Origin of the sequence: Phaeobacter sp. CECT 5382, from assembly GCF_001457775.1 — a bacterium.
GTDB lineage: Bacteria > Pseudomonadota > Alphaproteobacteria > Rhodobacterales > Rhodobacteraceae > Pseudophaeobacter.
Genome location: NZ_CYSG01000021.1, coordinates 57860 through 64091 on the forward strand (window position 1 = coordinate 57860; position 6232 = coordinate 64091).

Consider the following 6232-nt stretch of genomic DNA (forward strand, 5'->3'; position numbering starts at 1 on the left):
TTGGTACAACACACGGGGCATCCAAACACGGGGCATCCAAGCCCCAACCTGGCCAAATCTAGCGTCGGGCGCGCCCAAAAGAATCCATGACACAGGAAGCCATGACACAGGCAGATGACACTCCGAAATTTGTTCGCAAAGACTGGCGACGCCTGCCGTTTTCGCCAGGTCTGTGCTGCCTGCAAGCACTGAGCCCTTCGGGAAAGTCTGCCAGTGGCGCCGCACTGACGCGGGCTGATGCCTATTTCGCCTGTATGGGAGAACTCGCCGAAATCGCAGCGCTTGAGCACGCAAATCCTGAAGCAGAGCCTGCACCACACCCGAAACCAGATCTGGCGGCCAAGCCTAGCTGGACCGGCCTTGCCGCTGGTCAATCCGACGCCGCCGCCCAGTACCGGGCCCTGTGCGAGGCATTGGAACGGGCCAGCATCGATTTGTGGTGGCAGGGCCATCTGCGCGCAGCACCCGTGGATATGACACAATCGCAGGGGCCTGCCCTGCAAGGCTTGATAGACCGGCTGCGTGGTAGCAAAACATCGCCCCGGCGCAGCTCGCTTTGGCGTCTGGATGGGTTTGGCGGTCTGCCCGTGACCGTTGCCCTCAGCACGGATGCACAGTCCAAAGGCCTGGTGTTGGGATATGGCGCAGATTGGGACGCAGCAGCCTCCGGTCGGCGCGCTTTGGTGGAAATGGCCCTGATGGAGCTTAACCTCAGCGACACCACCGACCCGGTGACGCAGGCCAAAAGACTGTCTGCGCTGCAGCAGGGGTTCGAGGCTCGAATAAACAGACTGTTTTCAACTGCTCCCAAAGCCGTGGATGGCAGGCCCCTTGCACCTTTGTCGACTGCGCCAACGGCCACCTCAGGGAGCGCCCAAATGCAACGGAATTTTGAAGCGCTCAAAACCGCTCTGAAAGCAGCAAGTGTAGGGTATCGAATACGCAATCTGTCTGCGCCCGACCTGGCCTATCCGGTCTGGACAGTCACCCTGACCGAAACCCCGTCAGCAGGATCGCCAACGCCGCTTTGCCAACGCCCCCTGCTGTAGTCCAGCGCACCAGACAGCCTGTTTGAAAAGCTTCCGAAAGTTCAGGTCACAGAAGAATCACAGATCACATCTCAAACTGGACGCGGGAGGCTTTCACAATGACCACAGAGCTTGAGGAGACGGCGCTTGAGGAGACAGCAGCAACGGGGACTGCACCTGCACCGGACAGTTTGGCCGACAGTTCTAGCGCTGGCCGATCTGATGGGACCGGCATCTTGCCTGAAAGCACCCTGCCCGCCTTCAACCTTGCCGATCCCATCTGGCGCGACCACTGCCTGAAGACCGCGGTGCTGCCTGCCGGATATACCTATCTGGCGCAGCTGATGGGGCATGATCTTGGCAACAGCGTCGCACGCGCCTCTATGCCCCATGTGCCGCATCCAAACAGTGATGAGAGCAGCGACGACACCAATTCCCAAAGTTATAACTTGATCGAGAACCCGCTGACGCTGGAAACCGTCTATGGCAAAGGGCCGACTGACCTTCCCTATCTGTATGATCCGCGCACCCTGATGTTTCAGTTGCCTGCAGGCCCCCTCTGGCCCGCGTTTTTCAAAATCCCGGGGCATCGCACCGCCTTCCCGCTGATCGCCGATATGCGAAACCGCGACACCGTGATGCTGCTGCAGCTGACAACGGCCTGGATGCAATACCACAACTGCGTCGCGCGCGCGCTCATCCAGCAAGAGCACGGTACCGACAGCAACCTGCCAAAGGCGTATTTCCGTGAGATTTTTGCCGATGCCCGCGTCATCGTTCTGCATACATGGCACCAGATCATCATGGCAGACCTTCTGCCCTGGATCTGTCACCCGGATGTTCTTGCCCTGCCAAAATATGCGCTGGACCAGACGTTGTTGCTGGATGAGGTATCGGTTTTGAACGGCGTCATGCGCGCCTTTCATGCCCTGCCCTTGCGACAATACAGTCTCGAAAGCGGTTCCCTGCGTCCCTTTGATCAATTGGGAGAAACCGCTATCAAAACACGCTGGCGCATTGATTGGGATCACTTTTTCGGTCCCACCGCGCGCAATAAAACCGCGATCAGCGCCAGCTACTCATCACAGTTCAAGGGAGCGAATGGCGCGGGCATCGCCTTTGCCGATCTGGCTTCGGCGATCAAGGCAGGCCCGCTGCACGGCTTTAGCCCAGAAATCCTGACCGCCCAGACGAAACTGCCGCAGGCTTTGCAGAATGATCTTTCTGCCACAGCGCTGACGCAGCTGTTCAACGCCGAAATCATCGGCGCACATGCGGTCTCCGAAGCGGAGCTTGCGCAGAGCCCGCTGTTTTTGCTGCTGATGCTGGAAGCACAGTTTCATGGTAGCAATGGTGGCTTTGGCCCCTTTGGTTCGGCCCTGCTACGCCGCTATCTCGAACACGCCCGGAAACAAGTCGTCATGCCCCCCCCCAGCAGATCCCTGCCGCCGGATTGGGTGCCCCCGGACAGCATGTCGGCGCTTATAAAATTCACCCAGCGAGATTCGTAAGATGACTTTAGGAAGGAAAAAAACAATGTCGGATATTGATTACATCATCGTTGGTCGCGACGTTGGCGAGGCACAGTATCACCTGGTCGGGGGCAGCTTTCTGGAGGCCGACACCGACCCCGGCGGCACGCCGCTGGATGTGATCCATATCGGCAAGCTGATTGCCCGCATGTCCGAACGCGAAGGCGTAGAGCGTTGCGCGACGGAACACGAAATCGAACAGATAAAGCGCGCCATGCGCGTCGATTCCGTCCCGCCCGGCCAATTCAGCAAAGCGCAGGAAGAGGCCATCTGGGCGCAGACCGAGGTCGAGGTTCTGTTCGAGACCCGCACGCCGGGTGCAACACAGGCCAGTGACGACAACAAACGCATTCTTGTGGTACCTGCCGATGGCACCCTGAAGGCGGCTCTGGATGCGTTGGAGATGCCAGCCCCCGGCGACTATTTCGACCCACCCCTGACCTATCCGGTCGACAAGAATCTGATGCTTGGGCATTTGCTGGACCAGATCGTCGAGATCGCGGTCGAAGCGCCGGAGCCAAGCAATCTCGCCACCATGAGCTGGACCGACATCAAAAAACACTTTGCGGATCGGTTTGAGGCCAGGCTGTCGGATGCAGCGCATCAGGGAGATGTTGATCAGGTCGGCGCCTATCACCGGGCTGTTGGGATTTATGCCACCAACATGTGCCGCTAGGTCGAGCCCGGATCACCAAAACTGAACCACCCAGCTCAGATGGCTGGGTTAAGCCTCTGCCGCCGAGAGAAGAGTTGAGCGTAGCTCTTCTCTGACGGCTTCATCGCGCAGCGGAAAGACTGAAACGAACCAGTCGATCACGTCCTGACAGCTGGGCGCCTTGGGCAGAACCCACTGTTGCATCATGAAGCTGTGATAGTCTTTCAGCCGGGCCTTGGCGGCGCGCATCTGCCCCAGTTGCACCAATGATGCGACGTGCCAGCCGCCGACAGTCGCCATCAGATCACCGGCCTCATCGCACTGATGCGCGGTCTGTTCATAGTGGCCACAAAGATAGTTCACCGCTGCCAGATAGACCAAATGAAAGGGCTCCAGCGCCTCGGGGGCTTGCTGCATCTCGACGGCCAGCCGCTCGGCCTCCTCAATCCGGTTGGAAAAGGCGCAGCCCAATGCACAAGACGCCAGTGTCAGGCTGTTGGATTCATTCAGCGCTAAGGCTTGTTCGAAATGAAAGCCGGCCAGCTCAAACTCATCCTTGTGGCAATAGCACCAGGCCAGCACCCGATGCGCGCGCGTGTCCAGCGGATCCAGCGTGATCGCCTCCAGTGCGTGATGCAGGGCCCGCTGTTTTTCAGTCCCTGTCTGCTGCGTTCCCGGCAACAGGATATGGCGCACGTTCAGTGCCCCCGCCAATTCTGCATGGGCGGCACCAAAGCGCGGCGCCTCTTTGGTGATATCGTCCAACATCTGGATTGCAGCGGCTTCGGTCGTGGGGGACCACATGTCGATCAGCATCTGGCTTTCCAGCCATTTGTCATAGACTGCGGCCTCCCGTATCGGCGCTGCATCGCGATGCGTCGCGATAGAGAGAGAGCGCGCAATATGCACCAGTTGCGCTCGCGCTTTACTGTCCCAATCTGTGGTCGGCGCCGGGATCATCTCGGCCCAGATCAGCTCTTTTTCCGCCCCTTTGGTGACTTCAACCGAAAGCTTACTTCCACCGGGGAAAGCCAGCAATTTCAGTGCGATCCAGATATCCGCCTGCTCTGTGCCCTCATCATCGACAACCCGCCATTCGCGAAACCGTGACAGGCGCATCTTCATGTCGTGAAACAAGACCGTCAGCAGGCTTTGATCCATAGTCGTCTGGGTCTCATCCTCGGTTTTTAACAAGACTATCGTGGGACGGATATGATGTTTATCAGGCTGATCCGGCGCGGCCTTCTGCACCGAATATGGTCCGGCTTTGACCGCCGCGGCCAAGGCAATTGTCTCGGCCTCCGGCTCCTGATCGAGTTCGCTGTCGAGATAATGATACAGCGCATTATAGGTTTCGATGGCCCGGTTGGCCGCGTTGTTCATCCAGTCCTGACGCATCAGAAAGCGGGCTGCCGCCTCGTTGGCGGGCTCGATTTGGCGGGCGACTTTGGCCGCCTGCAAGGCAAGGTCAGAGACATCCGTTTGGGCCGCGTCCGAACCAAAAATCTTTTCCAGCTCGCCAGAGAGACTTTGCAGGGTCTGGCTCTTCTTGATTGCCATCCAACTGTCAAAAGAGTCGCTCAGCCCGATCAGCAAATCGAACTCCTGAACATAGCGTTCAATCGTCTCAACCGTTCGTGCAGGCCAGCTTGTCTCGGCAATCAGCGCGCACATGCGCCGGTCGACCGGCCCTTCGTCGCCCCATCGCAAACCCAGATGCCCCCGGCGGGTGACCAATGCCATATAAGAATTTTCAGGCAGTTGGCTGCGCACCTGACGAATGGTCTGCCTGAGAGAGGCCATTGCCTTGTCGTGGGAATAGTCCTGCCAGAAGATGTCAGCGATCTTTTCCCCACGGTGATCCACGCCAGGCGCGTGCAGCAGGTAAAACAGCAAAGCCCGGGCCTTGCGAAAACGAATACCGCCAATCAGATCAATCTGTTGGATCGTATTGTCTACAGCACTTTTCACCCGATGAACCCCGACCCACTGATTGCCTGAGTGTCCTTTCCCAAGCATTGTGCCACGTTAGTTCAATTTTTTTCGACACAACAGGATTTGTTCTGCGGTCTTTCCCAAGGTCATAATCTGTGTGTGTTGGGCCAAAAGCGGCTGTGGCAAAACACCGAAAGGCCGAAGCATTCGCCGCATCAGCAACAGAAAAAAGGCCCAGGACGACGTAATCCGCCGCTGCGCAGGTTTATCTGTCCGGGTAGCAATGCGATGCACCCGGACGCATGGATGTTCAGAGTTTCTGGTTTCGAACAGGGTCAGTTCTGTTCTTTGCGCCATTCCCAGGGTGGTTGTGTCGCCGCCTGCCAGATGCCGATTTCACCGGCCTGAGCGGTCGCCGCTTCAGAGCCGTAATATCCCTGCTCCTGATCTGGCCATGCCAGCCCTTCTCCGACCAGAACCGCACCAACGTCCCGGCCATCCGCCTTGCAAGACGCAAGGTAGTTGCCATAGCTGTCCTGTTCATCGCTGAAGCATTCAACCCGTTCAGCCATCCGCATCAGAGACCGCACGCGATCCTCGGCCTCCACGGCACATTCCCAGAATGCCCCCTCCGCCGTATTGCACTGTTGCGCTGTTTCCGGAGCATCTATGCCAACCAGCCGGATCCTCAGATGCCCCAGCGCCAGAAAATCACCATCGAGAACGCGAAAGGCTTCACCCGGCACCGAGACCAAAGGCTCGATAGACCCGGAAAGCTGTTGAAAGCTGTGTAATTCCAAAAAGATCTTTGCCGAGATAGGATCACCTGCTGGGAGGTCTGCCGCTGACACCGCACCGGCTGCAATCGCACAGGCAAGGCCCGCTATGGTTTGCTTGATAATCATTGTGGTGGCTACTCTGTTAAGGCGTCTGGATTTCAATCTGTGAAAACCATGCCCTACAAGAGGCCAAGATTTTGTTAATCTCGTCCGGCTTTGTTGCACAAATCGGGTGAGGGATTCATTTTGTGAATCCAGCATGGTAGCTGGAGTATATGAGCAGTTGGGCCCCTACGAAGTACA

Annotated in this window: 5 protein-coding genes; 3 read left to right on the forward strand and 2 right to left on the reverse strand. The window is 57.8% G+C overall.

The genetic code is table 11. From position 1 onward, the window contains the following. Positions 1 to 86 precede the first annotated feature (86 nt). From PH5382_RS16925 to PH5382_RS16935, 3 genes are all read left to right on the forward strand, one after another. Positions 87 to 1049, forward strand: a complete 963-nt coding sequence (locus tag PH5382_RS16925) for a YcaO-like family protein (protein WP_082645735.1) — start codon at positions 87 to 89, stop codon at positions 1047 to 1049. 98 nt (positions 1050 to 1147) lie between these two features. Then, positions 1148 to 2539, forward strand: coding sequence for a peroxidase family protein (locus PH5382_RS16930; protein ID WP_058335579.1), 1392 nt, complete (start codon positions 1148 to 1150; stop codon positions 2537 to 2539). A gap of 25 nt (positions 2540 to 2564) precedes the next feature. Then, complete coding sequence (locus tag PH5382_RS16935) at positions 2565 to 3236, forward strand: hypothetical protein (RefSeq protein ID WP_058335580.1); 672 nt, start codon at positions 2565 to 2567, stop codon at positions 3234 to 3236. Between the two features lie 48 nt (positions 3237 to 3284). On the opposite strand, the gene PH5382_RS16940 is transcribed toward PH5382_RS16935, so the two are convergent. Both PH5382_RS16940 and PH5382_RS16945 read right to left on the reverse strand, forming a co-directional pair. After that, positions 3285 to 5186 (reverse strand): BTAD domain-containing putative transcriptional regulator, encoded by a 1902-nt coding sequence (locus PH5382_RS16940; RefSeq protein ID WP_197410069.1) that lies wholly within the window; start codon positions 5184 to 5186, stop codon positions 3285 to 3287. Positions 5187 to 5485: 299 nt separating this feature from the next. Then, complete coding sequence (locus tag PH5382_RS16945; protein ID WP_058335582.1) at positions 5486 to 6055, reverse strand: thermonuclease family protein; 570 nt, start codon at positions 6053 to 6055, stop codon at positions 5486 to 5488. Between the last annotated feature and the right edge of the window lie 177 nt (positions 6056 to 6232).